The following is a 20,970-nucleotide window of genomic DNA, read 5'->3' as shown; positions in this document are numbered from 1 at the left end:
GCGATATCCGGGGCAGGTCGCCCGATCGTCAATCCCGGATGTCGCTTCGCTCATCCGGGCTACTGCAGCTACGGCAGCAACTATTTCTCCGCCAGCGGGTGCAGGTCGCGGACCAGGCTCTTCAGCCGCTCCTCGACCACGTGGGTGTAGATCTGGGTCGTCGAGATGTCGGTGTGGCCGAGCAGCGTCTGCACGATGCGCAAATCGGCCCCGTTGTGCAGCAGGTGGCTGGCGAAGGCGTGGCGCAGCACGTGGGGGGAGACCAGCCGGGCCTGCAGGCCCGAAGCGACCGCGAGCTCCTTCAAGTCGCGGGCAAAATGCTGCCGCGTCAGATGCCCGCTCTCGCCGAACGAGGGGAACAACCATTTGGAGGCCGCCACGCGGTTCTTCTTGTCGGTCTTGTTGTTGTCCTTGGCCGCCTCCGTCGCCGCGAGATAATCGGCCATCGCCTGGCGCGAGGCCTCGTTGAGCGGCACCAGCCGTTCCTTGTTGCCCTTGCCGCGCACCACGATCATGCGGGCGTCGCGCTTCGCGGCCGTACGTGGCAGCGCCACCAGTTCGGAGACGCGCAGGCCGGTGGCGTAGAGCACCTCGAGCAGACAATAGAGTCTCAGGGCGCGCAGCCGTTTCGAGAGCGAAGCATCCTCCGCCTCGCTCAATTCCTTGGCGCGGCGGAGCATGCGGTCGACATCGGCAATCGACAGCACCTTCGGCAGGCCGCGGCCACGCTTCGGCCCGGACAGGATCGCCGCGGGATCGTCGGTTCTGATGCGTTCGTTCAGGAGGAAGCGATAGAGATGCCGCATCGCCGATAGCCGTCGCGCGACGCTGGTGGACTTGAAGCCGCGCGTGTCGAGATCGGCGAGATAGTCGCGCAGCGTCTGTGTTTCCGCGTCCGCGAATGCATGGCCGACGCGGCCGAGAAACTCGGAGAAGTCGGTGAGGTCGCGGCGATAGGCGTCGAGCGTATTGGGGCCGGCGCCCTGTTCCGCCGCGAGCATGTCGAGGAACAGGCCGGTGAGTTTTGTGTCTGAGGACTTGTTATCGGAAGATCTGGCACGCATGCCCGCAGCCTAGCTGCTATTTCTTGAGAAACTTATCCGGCGGGATCGTCACCGTCATTTCCCGCGGCTTGGGATTGACGAAGTTCGCCAGCGCGAAGACCACGCCATAGACGATGCCGGCGATCACGGCGACGACCGTCAGGAAGCGGAACAGGCTGGGCATCGGCAGGATCTCGGAGAGGGTCTCGGTCAGGGGCTTGGCGGGCAAATTAACCAATGAAATCATCCAACACGTTCGCCGTTTCGTGGCAAGAGTCCTCTGGCGAGGGCCCCTGCGGGGTCGTATAGGTGGCCAAAGGATGCCGCCATTGGCGGCAGATCGAGCGAGACCCATTCGAGCGAGACAAATGCCCGACGCCGCGTTGCCGATCCAAGCCTCGCCCGAGGCCGACATCCTGTCGGCGCTGGGGACGCGCTCGATCGTGCTCGTCGGCATGATGGGGGTGGGCAAATCCACCATCGGCCGCCGCATGGCTCTCCGGCTCAAGCTGCCCTTCGTCGATGCCGACACCGAGATCGAGGCGGCGGCCGGCATGACCATACCGGAAATCTTCGAGCGTCATGGCGAGCCGCATTTCCGCGACGGCGAGGCCCGCGTGATCGCGCGTCTGCTTGACGGCGGTCCCATCGTGCTGGCGACCGGCGGCGGCGCCTTCATGCGCGAGGAGACGCGGGCCCGCATCGCCGCGAAGGCGATCTCGATCTGGCTCAAGGCCGATCATGACGTCATCATGCGCCGTGTGCGCCGGCGCGCCGACCGTCCGCTGCTCCAGACCGCCGATCCCGAAGGAACCGTGACGCGCCTGCTCACCGAGCGCGAGCCGGTCTACGGCCATGCCGACCTCACCATCGCCTCGCGCGACGTGCCGCACGACAAGATCGTTGAGGAGACCATCGAGACGCTGCGCGCGCATCTTTGCGGCGAACGGGCGTCCCCGCCACCAGCCGACGTCGCGAGTGCCGCACGATGACCGCGCCTTTGAAACATTCAGATCCCGTCAATGTCGAGGTCGCGCTGGGGAATCGCGCCTATGACATCGTCATCGGCCGCGGCGTGCTGGCCTCGCTCGGCGAACGCGTCGCGCGCCTGCGCCCCGGCGTGCGCACCGCGATCGTGACGGATCGCACCGTCGCGAAATACTGGCTCGAACCCGCCGAGGCGTCCCTCGCAGCCAGCGGCGTTCCGACATCGCGCATCGTCGTCGAGGAAGGCGAGATCTCCAAGACCTATGCCGGGCTCGAAAAGGTCAGCGAAGCCCTGATCGCCGCCAAGATCGAGCGCAACGATCTCGTCATCGCGCTCGGCGGCGGCGTGGTCGGCGATCTCGCCGGCTTTGCGGCGGCGATCCTGCGTCGCGGCGTCGACTTCGTGCAGGTGCCGACCTCGCTGCTGGCGCAGGTCGATTCCTCCGTCGGCGGCAAGACCGGCATCAACTCGCCGCAGGGCAAGAATCTGCTCGGCGCCTTCCACCAGCCGGTGCTTGTGATCGCCGACACCGCCGTGCTCGACACGTTGTCGCCGCGGCAGTTTCGCGCCGGCTATGCCGAGGTCGCCAAATACGGCGTGCTCGGCGACGAGGCCTTCTTCGCCTGGCTCGAGAACAACCATTCCGACATCTCCAAAGGCGGTTCGGCGCGCGAGCATGCGATCGCGACCTCCTGCCGCGCCAAGGCCGGCGTCGTCTCGCGCGACGAGCGCGAGACCGGCGAGCGTGCGCTGCTCAATCTCGGCCACACGTTCGGCCATGCACTAGAAGCCGCGACCGGCTTCTCCGACCGCCTGTTTCACGGCGAGGGCGTTTCGATCGGCATGACGCTGGCGGCGCAGTTTTCGGCGAAGCTCGGCATGATCGGCGAAGCCGATGCGATGCGAGTCGAGCGTCACCTCATTGACGCCGGCTTGCCGACGCGCTTGCAGGACATCGCGGGCTTCGCGCAGGAGGGGCTTGCCGATGCCGACGCGCTGATGACGCTGATGGCGCAGGACAAGAAGGTCGAGCGCGGCAGGCTCACCTTCATCCTGCTGGAGGCCGTGGGGCGGGCCGTCGCCGTGAAGAACGTCGAGCCGGCTCCGGTGCGCGACTTCCTGAAGGACAAGCTCGCGCAAAAGGCATGACGCGAGGCTGAACGGCGCTACAGCGTTTTCGCGCGAAGTGGGTACCGGTTCGCGTAAGTAACGCGTCAAAACAAGAAACCAGAGTGGTTCATGGATTGGCTCGGATTCACCATCGTCATTCTCTGCCTGCTGGTCTCCGGCTTCTTCGCCGCGAGCGAGACCGCACTGACGGGCGCCTCGCGCGCCAGCATGCTGCGGCTCTCCAAGCAGGGTAATCGCGACGCCGACGTGGTTTCGCAGCTGCTCGACATGCGCGAGCGCCTGATCGGCGCCCTGCTGCTCGGCAACAACATCGCCAATATCAGTGCATCCGCCCTGGCCACCAGCATTTTCACGGCCTGGTTCGGCGACGTCGGCGTGCTCTATGCCACCGGCTTGATGACCGCACTGGTCGTGATCTTCGCCGAGGTGCTGCCCAAGACCATCGCGATCAACGCGCCCGACCGTATGGCGCTCGCGGTCGCGCGCCCGATGCGGCTGACGATGTACGTGCTGGGGCCGCTGCTGCGGATCGTGGAAGTCATCGTGCGGCTGTTGATGCGCCTGTTTGGCCTTGCCGGCGAGCACCAGGCGATCCTGTCGCCGACCGAGCGCCTCCGCGGCGCGGTCGACCTGCTGCATCATGAAGGCAAGTTTGAGAAGCACGACCGCGACATGCTCGGCGGGCTGCTCGATCTGCGCGAGCTCCAGGTCTCCGACGTCATGATCCATCGCACCGAGATGACGATGATCAACGCCGACCTGCCGCCGGAGGATCTGGTGCGCGAGGTGCTGGCGGCCGAATACACCCGCATCCCGCTGTGGCGCGAGAAACCGGAAAACATCATCGGCGTGCTCCACGCCAAGGATCTGCTGCGCGCGATCCGCGCGTCCGACGGCGACACCTCGCGCATCGACGTCTCGACCATCGCGCTGCCGCCCTGGTTCGTGCCGGAAATGCGGCCCGTCTCCGAGCAGCTCAAGGCGTTCCGCCGCCGCAAGACTCATTTCGCCCTGGTCGTCGACGAGTACGGCGAAGTTGAAGGCCTCGTGACGCTGGAAGACATTCTGGAAGAGATCGTCGGCGACATCTCCGACGAGCATGACGTCGTGGTCGCGGGCGTGCGCGCCCAGCCGGACGGCTCGGTCGTCGTCGACGGCTCGGTCCCGATCCGCGATCTCAACCGCGCCATGGACTGGCACCTGCCCGACGAAGAGGCAACGACGGTCGCCGGCCTCGTCATTCACGAGGCGCGCTCGATCCCCGACCGCGGCCAGAGTTTCACCTTTCACGGCTTCCGCTTCCGCGTCCTCCGCCGCGAACGCAACCGCATCACCGCGCTCCGTATTTCACCGGTGCCGCGCGAGACGGAAATGGAGGAAGCCAAGCGGCGGCGGGCGGGGACGTCGTTTTGAAGCGGTAGCTGTCATCGTCCGCCTTGTGCGCGCTTGCGCACTGGGGCGGACGATCCAGTAAGCCGCAGCGGCTCGATTCTAGCCGCGCCGCCTCGGAGTACTGGATGCCCGCCTTTGCGGGCATGACAGCCGCATCGGCGAGCTAGCTGCCGCCTTCTCCCGGCGCTTGCGCGTGGATCGCCAGCGCGTGCACGCTGCCGGAGAGTTCCGCGGCCAGCGCCGAATTTATCATGCGGTGGCGATCGACCCGGCTCTTCCCTTTGAAGGCGGAAGACACAATATAAACCCGAAAGTGCGTCTCGCCGCTCGGCCGATGGCCGGCGTGGCCCTCATGCAAATGTGACTCGTCGACGACTTGCAGGCTTTCCGGCGTGAAAGCTTCCTGCAACTTGTTGCTGATAGTGTCTCTGATGGCCATCTGGGTCATTACGGTGCGAGATCGCTCTCCGTATTGGATAGGCCGCCTCTAGCGGCCGTTCAAGGACGCCTCAGCATAGTTTCGGCTATGCTTTTCAGCTAATTGCAATGTCAAGACTTGAAGGTTTTTGCATTGCGTAGTCAAAGTCAGCCATGCCGATCGATTCATCAAAGTTCTTCGACTCCATCCGGATCAAGCCGAAAGGCAAGCAGCCGGAGGTGAAGCCGCGCGACGCCGTGGTCAATTGCGAATGGACCGGGTGTCAGAACAAGGGCGCGCATCGTGCGCCCAAGGGTCGCGACAATCAGCGTGAGTACTGGCACTTCTGCCTGAACCACGTGCGCGAGTACAACCAGAACTACAATTTTTTCTCCGGCATGAATGCCGACGCTGTCGCGCGCTATCAGAAAGATGCGCTGACCGGTCATCGTCCGACCTGGAAGATGGGCGCCAATGGCGGCGTCAAGAAGGGCGCCGAGGCCGAGATCGACGGCGCCTTCGATCCGTTCAGCATGTTCCAGGAGCTGAACGGCCGCACCGGCTGGCGCGCCGGCCCGCAGGCCGCGCCCAAGGCCGAGACGCGCAAGATCATGAACGCCGAGCGCAAGGCGCTTCAGGTGATGGGCCTCGCCCCCGAGTCCACGCTCGCCGACGTCAAGTCCAAGTACAAGGCGCTGGTGAAGCAGCACCACCCCGATGCCAACGGTGGCGACCGCTCCACCGAGGATCGCCTGATCGAAATCATCAAGGCGTATAATTATCTGAAGACCGTGGTGCGCGAGGCGTAGGCTTCGCGCGCGCTTTCTTCCCTTCTCCCCTTGCGGGAGAAGGTGGCGCGAAGCGCCGGATGAGGGGTTTCTCTCGGCGAATTCAACTGCAAGATATGAGGGTGTCGAGACAACCCCTCACCCGTCTCGCCGCTTTGCGGCGAGCCACCCTCTCCCGCAAGGGGAGAGGGGAAGCACGCGCTCCGGGCTACGCATTCCCTACGCCTTCGGCATCGCGCCCACATATGACGAGCTCGGCCGGATCAGCCGCCCGGTCCGCTGCTGCTCCCGCGCATGCGCCGTCCAGCCGGCTGCGCGCGCCACGGCGAAGATCGGCGTGAAGGCCTGCCTCGGAATCGCCAGCGCATCGAGCAGGATCGCGGTGAAGAACTCCACATTGGTCTCCAGCGGCCGGTCCGGATTCTTCTTGCGCAAGGCTGCGCGGATATAGGCCTCGACCTCGCCGGCAAACGGCAGGTCGGCGCCGTCCGAGGCCAGCGCCTCGATCGCGGTCTTGAGCACGTCGGCGCGGGGATCGCGCACGCGATAGACGCGGTGGCCGAAGCCCATCATTCGCTCGCCGCGGGCGAGTGCCGCGTCCACCCAGGGCTGGATGCGCTCGCGCGAGCCGATCGCGTCGAGCATTTCCAGCACCGGCTCCGGCGCGCCGCCATGCAGCGGACCCGTCAGCGCGCAATAGCCGGCGGTGACGGCGGCAAACAGATCTGCGTGCGTTGAGGCCACCACGCGCGCGGTGAAGGTCGAGGCGTTCATGCCGTGGTCGCTGGCGGTCACGAGATAGGCGTCCAGCGCCCTGACCTCGCGTGGTTCGGGCGCGCGCCCGTGCAGCATGCGAAGCGTATCGGCAGCCTGGCTCACGTTCGGATCGGGCGCCACGGGATCGAGACCCCTAGCCCGGCGGACGAGCGCGCCCGCAATCACCGGGAATGCGCCGACGATCGTCGCCTCATGGGCGAGCCCGTGCTCGGCGCGAACTCCCGCGACCGCCGCGCGAAATCCGTCGATGATGCCCATGCCGCGCGTTGCCGGCAGCAGCTCATCCAGCCGCGCGAAGGCGCGCTCGCGTGCGGCGCCCAGGCTCGCGCGCACATCGGCTTCGCTCAGCGTGGTCGTGCTGGCGCCGTTCCAGAGCCGGGCGGTGACGCCCTCAAAGCTCGACTGGCTCGCCAGTCGGCCAACATGCTCGCCGGCGATGATCAACTCGCCGCGCTCGCCGTCGACATGGCTCAGCACGGTTTCGGCCGCGGGAACGCCGTCCAGCCCGATCTGGCTCTTGGTGAGGTGGATGTTCATGGCCCAAATCTCCTTTGCACCAGCCAAAGATCAGGCCTCTCGACAGATTGATCAATCTTGATTACATTAATCAATATGAAAAATTCGGAAGGTCTCTACCTCTCCGCCCGGGAAGCCGCCGCCGAGCTCGCGATCTCGCCGGCCACGCTCTACGCCTATGTCAGCCGCGGCCTGGTCCGCTCCGAGCCGACGCCCGACTCGCGCAAGAACCGCTATCGCGCCGAGGACGTCCGGGCGCTGAAGGAGCGTCGGGTGCCGTCGCCGGAGCCGCGCGGCCTGCGCAGCTTCGATGCCGATCTGCCGGTCATGGACACGGAGATCTCCACCATCACCGAGGAGGGCGCGATCTATCGCGGCGTCAATTGCGTCGATCTCGCGGAGAACGACACGCTGGAGCACACGGCGACGCTTCTGTGGGACGTCTCCGGCGTCGATCCCTTTGCGCCGGACAATTTTCCCGCGGTGTCCGATGAGATGCGCCTGATCGCGCAGGCCGCGCGGCGCGCCGCGCCGATCGATCGCGCCATTGCCGTGCTGGCGCTCGCATCGAGCGCCGATCCCCGCGCCTTCACCCGCGCGCATGATGGACGTGCGATGGTCGGTGCGCGCATCGTCCGGCTCCTGGTCGCGACCATGCTCAATACGGAGCCGTCCGCCGAGCCGCTGCACCAGCAGATCGCCAGTGCCTGGGCTCCCGACAACAAGCACGCGGCCGATCTCATACGCCGCGCGCTGGTTCTGCTCGCCGAGCATGAGTTGAACGCGTCCACCTTCACCGCGCGTTGCGCAGCCTCGACCGGTCTTAATCTTTATGATTCCGTCATCGCCGGCCTCGCCGCGCTGAAGGGACCGAAGCACGGCGGTGCCGGCGTGCTCGCCTCGCAGCTCGTCAAGGCACTGGTCGATCGTGACGTCGAGCCAATGGTCCGGGAGCGTGTCGCGCTCGGCGAACGCTTTGCCGGCTTCGGTCACGGCGTCTACAAGCGGGGCGATCGGCGCGCGCAATCGCTGCTCAACGCGCTCTCTCGCGCAGGCGCACCGCGCAAATTCACCAAGGAGGTGCCCGAGCGGATCGCGGAGGCGACCGGCGAACTCGTCAATATCGACTACGCGCTCGCGGTGCTCGTGCACGCGCTGCGCCTGCCTGGCGGCAGCGAGCTCGCCCTGTTCGCGATGGCCCGCAGCGTCGGCTGGATCGCACATGCGAGCGAGCAGTTGCAGTTCGGCAAGCTGATCAGGCCCCGGGCGAGGTATGTCGGGCCGGCACCGGGGCGGAGGGGAGGCGCTGCTAGCTAGGATCGCTGCTGCGGTCGTCCTGGCGGAAGCCCGTGCTCGGGTACCTGATCAATCCGCAAGCCCTAACACGAACGCCAAAGCAATCCCAATCCGCGCCATATCCTGGCTGCCGAGGCGCCCGATCTTCTGTCCGATCCGTTCGCGTCTCACGGTGATCGGCTTGTCGGCCATCGCCTGCGATCTCAGTCGTAATCCATTTTCGCGGGTTGGCTCGATAGTCACCCGAAAATCCGGGGCGTGCGCCAGTTCGGAAGTCAACTGGCAGATCACGACGGAGGCATGAGTTTCAGGGAAAGCGTCGCTCTGCACGATGACCGCCGGGCGGGGTTTGCCATAGTCGCCCGTTGCAGCGACGGTCACGACGTCACCGCGTTGCATCTGCATCAAACTCGGAGACCGACTCGATCCACTGCAGCGCGTTGCGCTCGCGATCGGGGTCGAGGCTGGCAACTTGCTTCGCCACCCGTCGTCGAACTGACCGCGAGCGAGCATCAGCTACGACGAGGCGCAGTTCGCGCAAGCCCCGCAGCCGCCTCCGCTGGCGCATCATTTTCATTCTTTCAGCGGGTGCAGTCATTGGAAACGATCCCATGTAACGCGTTACAATGTAACGCGTTACGGCTTGGAGGCAAGGGCCGCCACGTTGCGAAGTCCCCAAACCGCAGTGCGCCGCTCGACGCTATCACCCTCGCGGCTTCGCCACCGCCACGCCGCCGCCGTTCCGGCGGCGATAGATCCAAACCGCCAGGCCTACGACGATTGCCACGCCGACCACGGTCAAAATCCACATATGCTTATACGGATGCCCATGGTGCGGCAGCCCGGCATATTCGTGCAGGGCCGACACCGCCAAAACGCCCGGCAGCACATGCGCCGGCGCCCAGACCAGGATCGCCGGGATGTTGATGGCGTAGAAGCGGGCCGGGGGCATGCCGAGCGCGCCCGCCGTGACCGGGACGAAGGCACGGATCGGCGGCACGAAGCGGGCGAAGAACACCGCCCAGGTGCCGAAGCGGTGGAAGAAATTCTCGCTCTGTTCGACCACACGCGGATAATTGGTCAGCGGCCAGGTGTTGAGGATCTCCCGTTGTTGCCGGTGTCCGATCCAGTAGGCCGAACCATCGCCGAGCACTGCGCCGAGCGCCGCCGCCAGCAACACCCATTGCAGCTTGAGCTCGCCGCCCGGGACCAGGGCGCTCAGCGCCAGGATGATCGTCGAGCCGGGGATGACCGACCCCACCACCGGAACCGCCTCGAGCAGGGCCGCCAGAAACAGGGTCAGATAGGCCAGCCACGCATGGGCCGAGACGAATGAAATGAGGGGATCGAGAAAGGACGTCACATCGTCTCTGCGGTGGGATTGGGCCTTGGGGTTCGGACCCTATATTCAGACCCTACATAAGTAATGAGCGGCGGTAAAAGTGCCACCCGCGTCGGCAGGACGGTGCCTTCGGCACGAAATTCAGGCGTGATTCGCAGGGCAGCCTTCCAAAAATCGCGTTCCTTGCCTATCTAAATGAAAAGACAACGGAACTTTGATCGGGGGGCGGGCTTCTGCCCGCCCGTTGTCTCTGATAGGTTCGCAACAGCACCCAGCCGCAGCCAACGTGCAATAACTGGTCTCGGGATCGCCCGGGACCTCGGAGGATTGATGACGACCGCCGCGATGTCCAAAGTTGAGGAAGTTTCCGGTTTGCCCGACATGAAGGTGTCGGTGCGCCAGGTGTTCGGGATCGACAGCGATCTCGAAGTCCCCGCCTATTCCGAAGTCGATCCTCACGTCCCCGAAGTCGATTCCGATTACCGCTTCGACCGCGCCACCACGCTCGCCATTCTCGCCGGCTTCGCCCACAACCGCCGCGTCATGGTCACGGGCTATCACGGCACCGGCAAATCCACCCATATCGAGCAGGTCGCTGCGCGACTGAACTGGCCCTGCGTGCGCGTCAACCTCGACAGCCACATCAGCCGTATCGACCTCGTCGGCAAGGACTCGATCGTGGTCCGCGACGGCAAGCAGGTCACCGAATTCCGCGACGGCATCCTGCCCTGGGCGCTCCAGCATAACGTCGCGCTGGTGTTCGACGAATACGACGCCGGCCGCCCGGACGTGATGTTCGTGATCCAGCGCGTGCTGGAAGTCTCCGGCCGGCTGACGCTGCTCGACCAGAACAAGGTGATCAAGCCGCATCCGGCATTCCGCATGTTCTCGACCGCCAACACCGTCGGCCTCGGCGACACCTCGGGCCTCTATCACGGCACCCAGCAGATCAACCAGGGTCAGATGGACCGCTGGTCGATCGTCACCACGTTGAACTATCTCAGCCATGACGAGGAAGTGGAGATCGTGCTGGCCAAGGCCAAGCACTATCGCACCACGGAGGGCCGCGACATCGTCAACAAGATGGTTCGCCTCGCCGACCTCACCCGCAACGCCTTCGCCAATGGCGATCTGTCGACGGTGATGAGCCCGCGCACGGTGATCACCTGGGCGGAGAACGCCGACATCTTCAGCGACATCGGCTTTGCGTTCCGGGTCACCTTCCTCAACAAATGCGACGAGCTCGAACGTCCCCTCGTCGCCGAGTTCTACCAGCGCTGCTTCAACGCGGAGCTGCCGGAATCGTCGGTGAACGTGGCGCTCAGCTGATCGCTCTCGGTGTGTCGTCCCGGCCGAGTGCGCAATTGCGCACGGGGGCCGGGACCCATACCGCGAGGTCTCTCTGTGAAGCGACGCTGCTAATTTCTCCTGACGCAATGATTGCCGGCGGTTATGGGTCCCGGCCTTCGCGGGGACGACGGGTAAGGGCGAGATGAGCACCACCTCCAACTCCAAATTCCGCAACACCAAGGAAGCCCCGACCGAGCCGTTCAAGCGCTCGGTGGCCTCCTGCCTGAAGGCGATCGCCAAGGCGCCCGAGCTCGACGTCAGCTTCGCCGCCGAGCGTCCCGGGCTCGCGCCGGGCAAGGCGCGGCTGCCCGAGCCCGCGCGAAAGATGACCAGGCGTGATGCCGCCATCGTGCGCGGCCACGCCGATTCCATCGCGCTCAAGCTCGCCTGTCACGATCCGAAGGTGCATCGCAAGCTGATGCCGGGCAATCCGCAGGCGCGCGGCGTGTTCGAGGCGGTGGAGCAGGCCCGTGTCGAGGCGATCGGCGCGCGGCGCATGGCGGGCGTTGCGAAAAACCTCACCGCGATGCTCGACGACCATTTCCATCGCGGCAAGTTCGACGAGATCACCGATCGCGCCGACGCGCCGCTCGCCGACGCGCTGGCAATGCTGGTGCGCGAGCGCCTGACCGGCATGGCGCCGCCGACGGCCGCCAAGAAGATGGTCGATCTCTGGCGCCCTATTCTCGAAGACAAGATCGGCAGGCGGCTCGACCGGCTCGATACCGTGGTCGAGGACCAGACCAGGTTCGGCGATGCCGTGCATGATCTGCTGACGGCGCTCGAGATCGGCGACGAGCGCAGCGCCGACAGCGAAGACAATGACGAGAACGACGAGAACCAGGACGGCGACAACGATCAGTCCGGCGCCGAGGGTTCGCCCGATTCCGACGCCGCGCAGGAGATGAGCGCCGATCAGGCCCAGGCGTCGAGCGAGGAGATGAGCGAGAGCGCGATGGAAAGCGCGCAGGCCTCGACCTCCGACACCTTCGACGACGGCGAGCTCGGCGACGACGAGACGCCGGGCGAGGCGACGCGGCCGAATTCGCACGGCAAGAACGAGCCGCGCGGGCCGGAATATCACGCCTTCGCGCCGAAGTTCGACGAGGTCATCGCCGCCGAAGACCTCTGCGACCATGACGAGCTGGAGCGGCTGCGCGCCTATCTCGACAAGCAGCTCGCGCATCTGCAGGGCATCGTCGCCCGTCTCGCCAACCGGCTGCAGAGGCGCTTGATGGCGCAGCAGAACCGCGCCTGGGAATTCGATCTCGAAGAGGGCATTCTCGACCCCGCGCGGCTGTCGCGCGTGGTGACCGATCCCTATCACCCGCTGTCCTTCATGCACGAGAAGGAGGCGACGTTCCGCGATACCGTGGTGACGCTGCTGCTCGACAATTCCGGCTCGATGCGCGGGCGGCCGATCACGGTCGCGGCGACTTGCGCCGACATCCTCGCCCGCACGCTGGAGCGTTGCGGCGTCAAGGTCGAGATTCTCGGCTTCACCACGCGCGCCTGGAAGGGCGGGCAATCGCGCGAGGCGTGGCTTGCCGCCGGCAAGCCGGCCAGCCCCGGCCGCCTCAACGATCTCCGCCACATCATCTACAAGTCGGCGGACGCCCCCTGGCGTCGTGCGCGGAAAAACCTCGGCCTGATGATGCGCGAAGGGCTGTTGAAGGAGAACATCGACGGCGAGGCGCTCGACTGGGCGCACAAGCGCCTGCTCGGCCGGCCCGAACAGCGCAAGATCCTGATGATGATCTCGGACGGCGCGCCGGTCGACGATTCCACGCTGTCGGTCAATCCCGGCAACTATCTCGAGCGGCACCTGCGCCACATCATCGAGGAGATCGAGACCCGCTCGCCGGTCGAGCTGATCGCGATCGGCATCGGCCATGACGTGACGCGCTATTATCGCCGCGCGGTGACGATCGTGGACGCCGAAGAGCTCGGCGGCGCCATCACCGAAAAACTCGCCGAACTGTTCAGCGAGACCAACACCGCGCCCACGCAGCCGGCCAACCGCCCGCGACGCAAACTGCATTCGTGAGCAACCATCGGTCCCGCCGCAGCTTTATCGGCCACGCGGCGGCGGGATTTTCCACTCTCGCACTGTCTCGCCTGGCGCAGGCACAGCCGGCGCCGAAGCCGGCGCTGATCGAGCACGCCGTCGCCGCGCCCGTTGGCATCGAGGTCAACGCGCGGCCGATCCCGAATTTCGAGCCGCGCGACCGCGCGCGCACGCGGTTCGGTTCGCTGGACTATCGCGGCGGCCTGGTGCTGACCTCGCCGCATCGCGGCTTCGGCGGCCTGTCCGGCTTCCGCTTTCTCGACAGCAAAGGCGAGCGCTTCCTCGCGATCTCCGACCAGGGCACCTGGTTCACCGGTCGCATCCGTTATTCCGGGCGGATCATGACCGGCCTCGGCGACGTCGAGGCCGCGCCGGTGCTCAATGCGGAGGGGCGGCCGATCACGGAGAAGCGGCTGTGGTACGACACCGAGTCGCTCGCGCGTGACGGCGACCTCGTCTATGTCGGGCTCGAGCGCGTCAACCAGATCATGCGGTTCGATTTTGCGAAGGGCGGCACACGCGCGCGCGGCGAGGTGCTGCCGACCCCGCCGGCGGTGCGCAAACTGCCCTACAACAAGGGGCTCGAGGCGCTGGTGTTCGTTCCAAAGGGGCAGCCGCTCGCGGGCACCTTGATCGCGCTGTCGGAGGGCGGCTTCGATGCCGACGGCAATCTGATCGGATTTTTGCTCGGCGGCCCCACACCCGGCCAGTTCAGCATTCGCCGCACCGACCAGCAGCTCATCAGCGACGCGGTGCTGCTGCCCTCGGGCGATCTCCTGATCCTCGAACGCAAATTCTCCTGGTTCACCGGCGTCGATATCCGCATCCGCGCGATCCCCCTGAAATCGATCGCGCCGGGCGCATTGGTCGACGGCCCCGTGCTGTTCAAGGCCGATCTCGGCCACGAGATCGACAACATGGAAGGCATCGACGCCCACGTCACGGCTGACGGCGAGACCGTGCTGACATTGGTGTCGGACGACAATTTCTCGATGCTCCAGCGCACCCTGCTGCTGCAGTTCGCGCTGGTGGAGTAGGGCGGCGCGGCCGCAATGCATCCCCCGCGAGCCGCCATGCCCCCCGCGCGGCTGGCAATCGGCGCATCGCCCACTACACTCTCTCCATCTCCCTGCCCCCCATCCCGGAACTCCCCCGCATGAGCGCCCTGTTTTCCCCGATCAAGCTGCGCGGCCTGACTTTGAAGAACCGCATCGTGGTGTCGCCGATGTGCCAATAATCGGCCGAGGACGGCGTCCCCACCGACTGGCACTTCACCCACATCAACAATCTCAGCCTGTCCGGCGCCGCGATGTTCTGCATCGAGGCGACCCATGTCGAGGCGATCGGCCGCATCACGCCGGGCTGCCTCGGGCTCTACAGCGATGCCGCCGAGGCCGCGCTGAAGCAGATCCTCACCTCGGTGCGGAAACATTCCTCGACCGCCGTCGCAATGCAGCTCGCGCATGCCGGCCGCAAAGCCAGCAGCGCGCGGCCCTGGGACGGCGGCCAGCTGATTCCGCAGGACGCGGGCGGCTGGCAGACCGTGGCGCCGTCGGCGCTGCCGCACAAGGAGGGCGAGGCCGCGCCGCTGGCGCTCGATGCCGCCGGCCTCAAGCGCATCCGCGAGGCCTTCGTCGATGCCGCCAAGCGCGCCGATCGCATCGGCATTGACGCGGTCGAGCTGCACGGCGCGCACGGCTATCTCCTGCATCAATTCCTGTCGCCGATCTCGAACAGGCGCACCGACGAATATGGCGGCTCGCTCGAGAACCGCATGCGCTTCCCGCTGGAGGTCTACGACGCGGTCCGCGCCGTATTCCCGCACGACAAGCCGGTCGGCATGCGGGTGTCGTCGACCGACTGGGTCGAGGGCGGCTGGGACCTGGCGCAGACCATCGCATTCGCAAACGCGCTGAAGGCGCGCGGCGTCGACTGGATCGATGCCTCCTCCGGCGGCGTCTCGCCGCTGCAGAAGATCGCACTCGGCCCCGGCTATCAGGTGCAGTTTGCAGAGGCCATCAAGCGCGAGACCGGTTTGCCCACCATCGCCGTCGGCCTGATCACCGAGCCGAAGCAGGCCGAAGAGATCGTCGCATCCGGCAAGGCCGACATGGTCGCGCTCGCCCGCGGCTTGCTCTACGACCCGCGCTGGGCCTGGCACGCCGCAGCCGAACTCGGCGGCGAGGTCGAAGCCCCGCCGCAATACTGGCGCTCGCAGCCCTCGACCCAGAAGGCGCTGTTCGGCAAGACCACGTTCGGGGCGCGGTGAGAGAGGCGAGTCTGGCGCGAGGACCGCGCCGCAAACTCGTCATTGCGAGGAGCCCTTGCGACGAAGCAATCCAGGCTGTGTCCGCGGAAAGATCCTGGATTGCTTCGCTGCGCTCGCCATGAGGATGGGGAGGCAGCCATGCGACACACGCCAAGGTCGTTGCTCCGCGTACCTTTTGGTCCCGTGCCGTTCCGCCTCACGCATCCGTAAACCCTCTCAGCTTCCACCCCACCCAAATCTGGCCTAACCTCGCGTGCGTCCAACGCCTCGCGGAGGCCCGCCATGCGATTTCGTGTTCGAAAAGCTGCCCACGTCATCGAGCGCGTGGGCCTTGCGATGGCGGGCGCGGCGTGCGGGCTGTTTGTCGGCGCTTATGTGGGATCGGCGATCCCCGCGCTCACCACCGAGGGGTTCCTGCTGCTGATGATGGTGCTGGGCTTCGTCGGCTTCTATCTCGGCATCGACACGCCGCAATTGCCGTTCGACGAGGCCCACGGCGACATCGACGCCGCGGAACTGTTGAGCGCCGCCGGCACGCTCTGCGCCACGCTCACCGCGCTCGCCTCCGTCGCCATCATCGTGCTCCGCCTCGATCCGCACATCGCCTGGAGCTGGTTCGCCTTGTTCGGCTGGATCGCCGGCGTCGCGATGCAGATCGTCGCGGGCGCAAAGGCGCGGATGCGGAAACCGTGAATTTGTTGTGTTGGGAGAGATCGCGCCGCAAGTACACTGCGTTCCCTCCCCCTTGTGGGGGAGGGCTAGGGAGAGGGGTAGCCACACGGCGTGCTCTGTCGAATGAAGCGACACTCTGTTGCCATCGCTTCGCACGTAACTAACACCTTTTGCTGGGCCACCCCTCTCCCCAACCCTCCCCCACAAGGGGGGAGGGAGCCGAGCGGAGTGTGGAGCGCGGCCTTGTTCAGCAGCTGGAAGGAGTCAAAACACCACTCCCACCTTCGTGCCGCGCTTCCACGCCACGCGGCAGCGTTTTTTCGTGTTCACATGCAGCAGCTCGAAGCGATCGGGAATCTTCACCTGGCCGCCGAGATCGACGCAGGCACCTCCGGGCGAATAGTCGATCAGCGTGCAGGGGATCACCGGCGCGCGCGGGTCGGTGATGATCTTGGCCTGGCGGGACACCAGGCCCGCGGGTTTGACGCGGGCATGTCGTCGCGGATGCATTGGCACTCTCCTCCAATTTCCGCGGATGGCGCGGGTGGTCAGGAGATGATGCCCAGGAGTTGATTCGATCCGGCTAAGGCGGGGCGGAGAATTTTAATGAAAAGTATCGGCGAATGGAGAAAGCGGCGGTAGCGGGGTGGGAAGGCTTCCCCCTCTCCCCTTGTGGGAGAGGGTGGATCGCCACGAAGTGGCGAGACGGGTGAGGGGTCTCGCACGGCATACGAAGCTTTCGCGTTCGCGGCGACAACCCCTCATCCGGCGCCATAGCCGATGCGAAGCATCGGCGTTTTCAAGAACGGCGGCCGAAGACCGCCTATGCCACCTTCTCCCACAGGGGGAGAAGGGAAGGCCCTCACCCCACCACGATCTCCCCCGACTCCGCCACCATGCCCACACCCGGCGGCAGCGGCATCGGCACCGTCACATACTCCTTCGGCAAATTCACCGGCCGATAGTCCGGCTCCACCGCCATCCGCTTCAACACGCTCTCATGCACATGCGCGCCTTCGGGGATCAGGCGCGGTTCGCAATCGGGGATGTAGAACCCGAGAAACACCTTCCGCGCCGGCCATTCCCGGTACTTGGCGCTCTTCGGCAGATATTCCAGCACGCGCCAGGGCGCCGTCATCGAATCATGCAGCTCGCCGGTCTTGCCGGTGTAAGCCGGCGGCACGTATTGGAACGGCGAGTTCTTGCGCTGGATGCCCCAGGCGAGCTGGTTCACCGTGCGCGGGTTGAAGTTCAGCCCCGCCTTGGTCGCCTCCTCGATCATCCAGAGCAGCGGATATTTGGACTCGCCGCTCTCGACTTCCGGATAGCCGCCACCGACGTCGCAATGCACGCCGGCGAACCACACCTGCAAAATGTCCTGCGGCTCCTTCTTGTCGTCGGGCACGAAGCGGTTGCGCCAGTACTCCTGCGGCTCCTCATACTGCTTGAGGCGGAACATGCAGCGCCGCTCGTCGATGGCGATCGCCTGGCGGAAGATGTTGACGCTGGGATTGCGCAGCGTGAAGGCGAGCTCCTCGAAGCTCGGCAAATAGCCCCGGTCGGCGCGCGGCACGATCACGCTCGCCACCGTGTCCCAGACGCCGATGAAGTGGATGGTCGGCCAGCGCGACGAGGTGATGCGTGCGAACTGCGCGGCGAGATCGAACTTGTTTTTCGGCAGCGGCCCGCTGTCGTCAAAACCCTCATCGATGAGGTCGCTGACATCGTTGCCGCGCCCGGTGCCGGAATATTGCTTGTAGGCGACGAGGCCACTGCCTGCGAGGTTGGCCTGCTCCGGCGAGATCAGGCCGATCTTGTGGATCAGCCCCGCCAGCACGCGAACCGTGTAGGCACCGCGCGAAAAACCGAACAGGTAGATCCTGTCGCCCGGCGCGTAATGCTCGACCAGGAAGCAATAGGCCGACAGCGTGTTGTCATCGAGCCCGTAGCCAGTGGCGAGCCCCAGCACCAGATTGACGTTGGCTTTCCAGCGGTGCCACGTCGACGGCTCCGTCACCGTGCCGACCCCGGGATCGTAGAACACCATCTGCCGCGGCCGCGTCTTGTCGGTCTTGCGCAGGCAGCGATAGAGCTTCAGGACGTTGGAGATGTTTTCGGAAATCTCGTTGCCGGTGCCGTCACAGCAGATGACAAGGTTCTTCGGCTCGGATGTGTGCTCGGCGTTGCGCTCGTGATCCACAGGATGCCCCTCCCGCTGATGCTACCCGGGCGAGTATAGCGGAAAAGGGCGGGGAGAGGGAGATGACGCTTCTTCTCCTCTCCCCTTGCGGGAGAGGGTGGATCGCCGCGAAGCGGCGAGACGGGTGAGGGGTCTCTCTCCGCGTGCGAATCTCTCGCGTCAGAACTCCCGGAGACAGACCCCTCATCCGGCGCCATAGCCGATGCGAAGCATCGGCGTTTTCAAGAACGGCGGCCGAAGGCCGCCTATGCCACCTTCTCCCGCAAGGGGAGAAGGGAAGGCGCCCGCCGGCTACTTCTTCTTCTGGCCGATCTCCGGCTGCCAGGCCGCGTCCTTGCGGCTTGGCGCTGCGGCGCTGGTCTTGATCTTGTCCTTTTTCGGCTTCTTGGTCTCGCGGTTGCTGCGTTGCTGTCCCTTGGCCATGACGTCGTCTCCTCCTGGGTTTCGAGTTCGTCCGCGTGCGAGATCGGCGCTGCAATGGTCGCTGGGCGGGGCTGTGAGATGCACCCGCCCGAACCAATGAAGATCGCCGCTGCGCACACGAGGCGCGAAAGATGCAGCGCAACATCGACGCGCGGCAATTGCGTGAGCTGCGCTGACGTGGTCGAGCGTACGCCCGCGTCCTGCCGATTGCGAGGACTAAAACGCCGCGCACGAGCACCGCGCTTGCGCCGTAAGTCCCGGCCCACGCTGACATAATGCTGGCTATTGCCGGGTAACAAGCGCATGGTCGTGACCAGCTGGTGTCGGTTGGGGCCCCTTCTTTGCGAAAGGCAGGCGCGCATGACCATCCGCTCGCGGCGAGAAACCATCACCTTCAAGCATCCATTCCACATCCGCGGCCTCGAGCGCCAGTTGCCGGCCGGCGCCTATGAGGTCGTCACCGACGAGGAGATGATCGAGGGCCTGTCCTTCGCATCCTATCGCCGCGTCGCCACCATGATCACGGTGCCCTCCGAAGGCGTGCGCGGTGCGACGGAGATGCTGTCGATCGGCTCGGTCGACCTGGCGGATGCCCAACGTATCGACGCGAGTGCCTGACATGACTGACATCCCGGTCGATCTCGACAGCCACCGCGGCATGGCCGCCCAGAAGGCAACCGATCTGCGCCGCGCGCTGGCCGATGTCGAGGCCCAGGTCAGGGAGCTGCGCGAGCGCGAGGCCGAGCTTGAAAACCGCATGATGTCGGTGCCTGCCACGTCCTGGCCGGAGGCCGCCGTGAAGGCCCGCCATCTGCTCAACCTCTATGCCGCGAGCCTGCCCACCGAGGACACCCGCCACCGCGCGCTGGTGGCCGCCCTGTTCGACGATTTCGCAAGGCTCAACGGCGACGGCTGAAGGCGAGGCAACGCGCGCAAACACCGGCGTCGTCCTGGCCGAGTGCGCAATTGCGCACGGAGCCGGGACCCATAACCACCGAAGTCAGTTTTTGTGCACCCTCGTGCCACAGCCTGCTTCGATAACGCTGACCGGCGCCGCCCCCAGTGCGCAATTGCGCAAGTCCGGCACGACGCGGACGCAAAAGGAGTACCCCATGACGCTCACCAGCAGCCGCTTCATCGCCCACGACCAGGACCGCGGCATCGTCCAGTTCTCGATGCAGGACGGCGCGAAGGAGATCGCCTGCGCGATCTCGACCTCCGCCATGGACGACCTCGAGCGCGGCCCGCGCGCCCGGCCCAGCGAGCGCGAAGAGCAGTTCACGCGCCTGCGCGAACGCATCGAAGCCTGCACCGGACGCAAATATCAGGCGACGGAGTTCGAAGGCACGCCGCCGGGGATCGTGCTGCGGAGCATTGATTTTCGGGGGTAGGGGAACGGCGTGGGCTAGAAGTATGGCGGAGCCGGGCCGTCGGTTCCGTCGCGTGGCTGTCTGGACGAATATGAAGGAACTTCATTTTGGAGAAATGAGATCGGTGAGTTGGATTGGTCTAAACACAATATAGTTTGTTCGGGCCTACTGCCGCTTAGCGATAGAGCAGTAGAAATGGAAAGCCTTCAAGACTGCAATTGTCGCGCTGAGGTCAGCGTGTGTTCCAAACTGCCGTATCATTTTTCGGAGTAGGGCTTTTCCATCTCGCGTGAGCTCCCAATGAACCTTGTCGGCCACTTTGTCTGCTCGGATCACTGCGCTCGGATGGTCCTGAACTAAGAGATCAAAAAAGTGGTTTGGCAGTAGATCCTCTAGTTCGTCGTCCGTTAAGAAGCCGAATTGAGCGGGAGCGGACAGGCAAGCGTATGCGATAGCTGGATCAGGAAGAGGCACAAGAGTTCTCTGAGCCAGGCGAGGATACGGCGGAAGTTGTGGCCGACTGCTGAGAGCACGACGTTGGCGGCGTCGCCGGCGCGGCCTTTGAGATAGCAGCGGCCAAGGTGACCTTCGGCCTTCAGATGTCCGATGATGGGCTCGATGGCGGAGCGGCGCCGGAGCTCGCGCTTGATGGCGCCGAACACGCCGCGCTTCTGGCCCGAAATGAAGACGCGACGGGGATTTTGCGTGTCGTGGCCGCGATATCCCTTGTCGACATAGGCCCGCTCGATCGGACAGCCGGTGAGCGCCTCGGTGCGGTCGATGACGTCCCGCAGGGTATGACCGTCGTAGGGATTATCGGGCAGCGACCTGGCATGCAGTACGAACAGGCCACCGGGAGCTCGGCGATTGTTGGTGACGATGGAGGCCTTCACGCCGAACTCGTAAGGGGCTGAGGCCTTGCCTTTG

The 20,970-nt window shown here is 65.4% G+C and carries 22 protein-coding genes and 2 pseudogenes; 13 read left to right on the top strand and 11 right to left on the bottom strand.

Features of this window, described 5'->3' with window-relative positions; genetic code table 11:
• Positions 1-80 precede the first annotated feature (80 nt).
• Both xerD and IVB36_RS05565 read right to left on the bottom strand, forming a co-directional pair.
• A complete protein-coding gene (gene xerD, locus IVB36_RS05570) occupies positions 81-1,064 on the bottom strand; it encodes a site-specific tyrosine recombinase XerD (RefSeq protein WP_018452921.1) in 984 nt (327 codons plus the stop codon).
• Between the two features lie 16 nt (positions 1,065-1,080).
• Positions 1,081-1,227, bottom strand: coding sequence for a hypothetical protein (locus tag IVB36_RS05565; RefSeq protein WP_035669499.1), 147 nt, complete (start codon positions 1,225-1,227; stop codon positions 1,081-1,083).
• A gap of 184 nt (positions 1,228-1,411) precedes the next feature.
• On the opposite strand from IVB36_RS05565, the gene IVB36_RS05560 reads away from it, so the two are divergent.
• From IVB36_RS05560 to IVB36_RS05550, 3 genes are all read left to right on the top strand, one after another.
• The gene (locus tag IVB36_RS05560; RefSeq protein ID WP_018452923.1) at positions 1,412-2,035 is read left to right on the top strand and encodes a shikimate kinase; all 624 of its coding nucleotides are present in this window, start codon (positions 1,412-1,414) and stop codon (positions 2,033-2,035) included.
• Positions 2,032-3,180, top strand: a complete 1,149-nt coding sequence (aroB, locus tag IVB36_RS05555; protein ID WP_247299191.1) for a 3-dehydroquinate synthase — start codon at positions 2,032-2,034, stop codon at positions 3,178-3,180. The genes IVB36_RS05560 and aroB overlap by 4 nt, the downstream gene beginning before the upstream one ends.
• Before the next feature lie 90 nt (positions 3,181-3,270).
• Positions 3,271-4,575: an HlyC/CorC family transporter gene (locus IVB36_RS05550; RefSeq protein ID WP_018452925.1), complete on the top strand. Its 1,305-nt coding sequence runs from the start codon at positions 3,271-3,273 to the stop codon at positions 4,573-4,575.
• 142 nt (positions 4,576-4,717) lie between these two features.
• On the opposite strand, the gene IVB36_RS05545 is transcribed toward IVB36_RS05550, so the two are convergent.
• Positions 4,718-4,993 (bottom strand): BolA family protein, encoded by a 276-nt coding sequence (locus tag IVB36_RS05545; RefSeq protein WP_026232423.1) that lies wholly within the window; start codon positions 4,991-4,993, stop codon positions 4,718-4,720.
• Positions 4,994-5,145: 152 nt separating this feature from the next.
• Between IVB36_RS05545 and IVB36_RS05540 the strand changes: the two genes are divergently transcribed.
• A complete protein-coding gene (locus tag IVB36_RS05540) occupies positions 5,146-5,781 on the top strand; it encodes a DnaJ domain-containing protein (protein ID WP_018452927.1) in 636 nt (211 codons plus the stop codon).
• 198 nt (positions 5,782-5,979) lie between these two features.
• On the opposite strand, the gene IVB36_RS05535 is transcribed toward IVB36_RS05540, so the two are convergent.
• Positions 5,980-7,074, bottom strand: coding sequence for a citrate synthase/methylcitrate synthase (locus tag IVB36_RS05535; RefSeq protein ID WP_018452928.1), 1,095 nt, complete (start codon positions 7,072-7,074; stop codon positions 5,980-5,982).
• A gap of 75 nt (positions 7,075-7,149) precedes the next feature.
• Between IVB36_RS05535 and IVB36_RS05530 the strand changes: the two genes are divergently transcribed.
• Complete coding sequence (locus IVB36_RS05530) at positions 7,150-8,370, top strand: citrate synthase family protein (protein ID WP_085358851.1); 1,221 nt, start codon at positions 7,150-7,152, stop codon at positions 8,368-8,370.
• 48 nt (positions 8,371-8,418) lie between these two features.
• Here the strand turns inward: IVB36_RS05530 and IVB36_RS05525 are convergent, their stop codons facing one another.
• From IVB36_RS05525 to IVB36_RS05515, 3 genes are all read right to left on the bottom strand, one after another.
• Positions 8,419-8,754: a type II toxin-antitoxin system PemK/MazF family toxin gene (locus tag IVB36_RS05525; protein WP_018452930.1), complete on the bottom strand. Its 336-nt coding sequence runs from the start codon at positions 8,752-8,754 to the stop codon at positions 8,419-8,421.
• Positions 8,735-8,947, bottom strand: a complete 213-nt coding sequence (locus tag IVB36_RS05520; RefSeq protein ID WP_143273843.1) for an antitoxin MazE-like protein — start codon at positions 8,945-8,947, stop codon at positions 8,735-8,737. Before IVB36_RS05520 ends, IVB36_RS05525 begins: the two co-directional genes overlap by 20 nt.
• Before the next feature lie 105 nt (positions 8,948-9,052).
• Positions 9,053-9,712, bottom strand: coding sequence for a DedA family protein (locus IVB36_RS05515; RefSeq protein ID WP_018452932.1), 660 nt, complete (start codon positions 9,710-9,712; stop codon positions 9,053-9,055).
• A gap of 309 nt (positions 9,713-10,021) precedes the next feature.
• Between IVB36_RS05515 and cobS the strand changes: the two genes are divergently transcribed.
• The 5 genes and pseudogenes from cobS (at position 10,022) to IVB36_RS05490 (ending at position 16,071) form a co-directional block, all read left to right on the top strand.
• Entirely contained in the window at positions 10,022-11,020 is a 999-nt protein-coding gene (gene cobS, locus IVB36_RS05510) for a cobaltochelatase subunit CobS (RefSeq protein ID WP_018452933.1), read from the top strand.
• 163 nt (positions 11,021-11,183) lie between these two features.
• Complete coding sequence (gene cobT / locus IVB36_RS05505) at positions 11,184-13,088, top strand: cobaltochelatase subunit CobT (protein WP_018452934.1); 1,905 nt, start codon at positions 11,184-11,186, stop codon at positions 13,086-13,088.
• Positions 13,085-14,146, top strand: a complete 1,062-nt coding sequence (locus IVB36_RS05500) for an esterase-like activity of phytase family protein (RefSeq protein WP_018452935.1) — start codon at positions 13,085-13,087, stop codon at positions 14,144-14,146. The genes cobT and IVB36_RS05500 overlap by 4 nt, the downstream gene beginning before the upstream one ends.
• Before the next feature lie 119 nt (positions 14,147-14,265).
• Positions 14,266-15,378, top strand: a pseudogene (locus IVB36_RS05495) (NADH:flavin oxidoreductase/NADH oxidase).
• Positions 15,379-15,660: 282 nt separating this feature from the next.
• On the top strand, positions 15,661-16,071 hold the full coding sequence (locus tag IVB36_RS05490) for a hypothetical protein (protein ID WP_026232425.1): 411 nt from the start codon (positions 15,661-15,663) through the stop codon (positions 16,069-16,071).
• A gap of 243 nt (positions 16,072-16,314) precedes the next feature.
• Here the strand turns inward: IVB36_RS05490 and IVB36_RS05485 are convergent, their stop codons facing one another.
• The 3 genes from IVB36_RS05485 to IVB36_RS40100 all read right to left on the bottom strand — a co-directional run bounded on the left by IVB36_RS05485 (position 16,315) and on the right by IVB36_RS40100 (position 18,673).
• Positions 16,315-16,560: a PilZ domain-containing protein gene (locus IVB36_RS05485; protein WP_007599245.1), complete on the bottom strand. Its 246-nt coding sequence runs from the start codon at positions 16,558-16,560 to the stop codon at positions 16,315-16,317.
• 352 nt (positions 16,561-16,912) lie between these two features.
• The gene (locus IVB36_RS05480; RefSeq protein ID WP_018452938.1) at positions 16,913-18,250 is read right to left on the bottom strand and encodes a DUF2235 domain-containing protein; all 1,338 of its coding nucleotides are present in this window, start codon (positions 18,248-18,250) and stop codon (positions 16,913-16,915) included.
• Between the two features lie 291 nt (positions 18,251-18,541).
• Positions 18,542-18,673 (bottom strand): hypothetical protein, encoded by a 132-nt coding sequence (locus tag IVB36_RS40100; RefSeq protein ID WP_007599247.1) that lies wholly within the window; start codon positions 18,671-18,673, stop codon positions 18,542-18,544.
• Positions 18,674-19,033: 360 nt separating this feature from the next.
• On the opposite strand from IVB36_RS40100, the gene IVB36_RS05475 reads away from it, so the two are divergent.
• The 3 genes from IVB36_RS05475 to IVB36_RS05465 all read left to right on the top strand — a co-directional run bounded on the left by IVB36_RS05475 (position 19,034) and on the right by IVB36_RS05465 (position 20,064).
• Positions 19,034-19,291, top strand: coding sequence for a hypothetical protein (locus IVB36_RS05475; RefSeq protein ID WP_018452939.1), 258 nt, complete (start codon positions 19,034-19,036; stop codon positions 19,289-19,291).
• Position 19,292: 1 nt separating this feature from the next.
• Complete coding sequence (locus IVB36_RS05470) at positions 19,293-19,589, top strand: hypothetical protein (protein WP_018452940.1); 297 nt, start codon at positions 19,293-19,295, stop codon at positions 19,587-19,589.
• Between the two features lie 196 nt (positions 19,590-19,785).
• Positions 19,786-20,064, top strand: coding sequence for a DUF1488 family protein (locus tag IVB36_RS05465; RefSeq protein ID WP_018452941.1), 279 nt, complete (start codon positions 19,786-19,788; stop codon positions 20,062-20,064).
• A gap of 386 nt (positions 20,065-20,450) precedes the next feature.
• On the opposite strand, the pseudogene IVB36_RS05460 reads toward IVB36_RS05465, so the two are convergent.
• A pseudogene (locus tag IVB36_RS05460) lies at positions 20,451-20,970 on the bottom strand (IS5/IS1182 family transposase); the annotation flags it as partial.

Source organism: Bradyrhizobium sp. 35, assembly GCF_023073215.1.
GTDB classification, from domain to species: Bacteria; Pseudomonadota; Alphaproteobacteria; order Rhizobiales; family Xanthobacteraceae; genus Bradyrhizobium; species Bradyrhizobium canariense_D.
Note: the sequence above shows the minus strand (reverse complement) of the source record. Positions and strands in the feature narration are given on the sequence as shown.

Excerpts from the sequence above, each read along its gene's own strand:
- xerD (WP_018452921.1), bottom strand. The coding sequence starts at position 1,064 with ATGCGTGCCAGATCTTCCGATAACAAGTCCTCAGACACAAAACTCACC.
- IVB36_RS05565 (WP_035669499.1), bottom strand. The coding sequence starts at position 1,227 with ATGCCCAGCCTGTTCCGCTTCCTGACGGTCGTCGCCGTGATCGCCGGC.
- IVB36_RS05560 (WP_018452923.1), top strand. The coding sequence starts at position 1,412 with ATGCCCGACGCCGCGTTGCCGATCCAAGCCTCGCCCGAGGCCGACATC.
- aroB (WP_247299191.1), top strand. The coding sequence starts at position 2,032 with ATGACCGCGCCTTTGAAACATTCAGATCCCGTCAATGTCGAGGTCGCG.
- IVB36_RS05550 (WP_018452925.1), top strand. The coding sequence starts at position 3,271 with ATGGATTGGCTCGGATTCACCATCGTCATTCTCTGCCTGCTGGTCTCC.
- IVB36_RS05545 (WP_026232423.1), bottom strand. The coding sequence starts at position 4,993 with ATGGCCATCAGAGACACTATCAGCAACAAGTTGCAGGAAGCTTTCACG.
- IVB36_RS05540 (WP_018452927.1), top strand. The coding sequence starts at position 5,146 with ATGCCGATCGATTCATCAAAGTTCTTCGACTCCATCCGGATCAAGCCG.
- IVB36_RS05535 (WP_018452928.1), bottom strand. The coding sequence starts at position 7,074 with ATGAACATCCACCTCACCAAGAGCCAGATCGGGCTGGACGGCGTTCCC.
- IVB36_RS05530 (WP_085358851.1), top strand. The coding sequence starts at position 7,150 with ATGAAAAATTCGGAAGGTCTCTACCTCTCCGCCCGGGAAGCCGCCGCC.
- IVB36_RS05525 (WP_018452930.1), bottom strand. The coding sequence starts at position 8,754 with ATGCAGATGCAACGCGGTGACGTCGTGACCGTCGCTGCAACGGGCGAC.
- IVB36_RS05520 (WP_143273843.1), bottom strand. The coding sequence starts at position 8,947 with ATGACTGCACCCGCTGAAAGAATGAAAATGATGCGCCAGCGGAGGCGG.
- cobS (WP_018452933.1), top strand. The coding sequence starts at position 10,022 with ATGACGACCGCCGCGATGTCCAAAGTTGAGGAAGTTTCCGGTTTGCCC.
- cobT (WP_018452934.1), top strand. The coding sequence starts at position 11,184 with ATGAGCACCACCTCCAACTCCAAATTCCGCAACACCAAGGAAGCCCCG.
- IVB36_RS05490 (WP_026232425.1), top strand. The coding sequence starts at position 15,661 with ATGCGATTTCGTGTTCGAAAAGCTGCCCACGTCATCGAGCGCGTGGGC.
- IVB36_RS05485 (WP_007599245.1), bottom strand. The coding sequence starts at position 16,560 with ATGCATCCGCGACGACATGCCCGCGTCAAACCCGCGGGCCTGGTGTCC.
- IVB36_RS40100 (WP_007599247.1), bottom strand. The coding sequence starts at position 18,673 with ATGGCCAAGGGACAGCAACGCAGCAACCGCGAGACCAAGAAGCCGAAA.
- IVB36_RS05475 (WP_018452939.1), top strand. The coding sequence starts at position 19,034 with ATGACCATCCGCTCGCGGCGAGAAACCATCACCTTCAAGCATCCATTC.
- IVB36_RS05470 (WP_018452940.1), top strand. The coding sequence starts at position 19,293 with ATGACTGACATCCCGGTCGATCTCGACAGCCACCGCGGCATGGCCGCC.
- IVB36_RS05465 (WP_018452941.1), top strand. The coding sequence starts at position 19,786 with ATGACGCTCACCAGCAGCCGCTTCATCGCCCACGACCAGGACCGCGGC.